Origin of the sequence: Rhizobium sp. 18055 (genome assembly GCF_902706285.1) — a bacterium.
In the GTDB taxonomy this organism is placed as follows: Bacteria; Pseudomonadota; Alphaproteobacteria; order Rhizobiales; family Rhizobiaceae; genus Rhizobium.
The window spans coordinates 1-493 of sequence record NZ_CACSKD010000178.1 but is presented as its reverse complement, the minus strand read 5'-3'; the positions used below and the strand labels follow the sequence as shown (position 1 = coordinate 493).

Sequence of the window (493 nt, the reverse complement as noted above, 5' to 3'; positions counted from 1 at the left end):
GCTCAAGGCCCTGCGGCAGGCCGGCACCAACGCCGGCGACGCCGCCAACGAGGTCAAGATCGCCGTGCGCAAGCTCAGCGTCGAGGGCGGGCCGATCGACAAGATCGCCGACAGCTCGGAATCGCTGTCGCTGGCCGCCGACCGCTTCGGCCGCGTGACCCTGCCGCGCCTGAACCATGCGGCGGACGAAACCTCGCGCGCCGTGCGCCGCCTGGGCCGCGCGGCCAGCAACCTCAGCGACAACCCGCAATCGCTCATCTACGGCCCCGGCCGCGCCGCGGGCGGCCCGGGCGAGCCCGGATTCGAAGCGCCGGCGGCCGCGTCGGCACCGTGAATCCGCGGCCTTCCCGCCGCCACGCGCACGCATCCGCAGGACCTTTTTCCGCATCCCTGGACATGACGAGGAAAGACATGGCACACCACGCAGCCACCCCCCGCGCCCGCGGCCTCTGTGCCGCCGCCGCAACCTTCGCGACCGCCGCGTTGATGGCGG

The 493-nt window shown here is 73.6% G+C and carries 1 protein-coding gene; it reads left to right on the top strand.

All coding sequences use genetic code 11. The annotated features are described in order from the left end of the window. A partial coding sequence (locus GVL52_RS31870) for a hypothetical protein (RefSeq protein WP_200847972.1) occupies positions 1–334 on the top strand: 334 nt, incomplete at its 5' end. Positions 335–493: the final 159 nt, after the last annotated feature.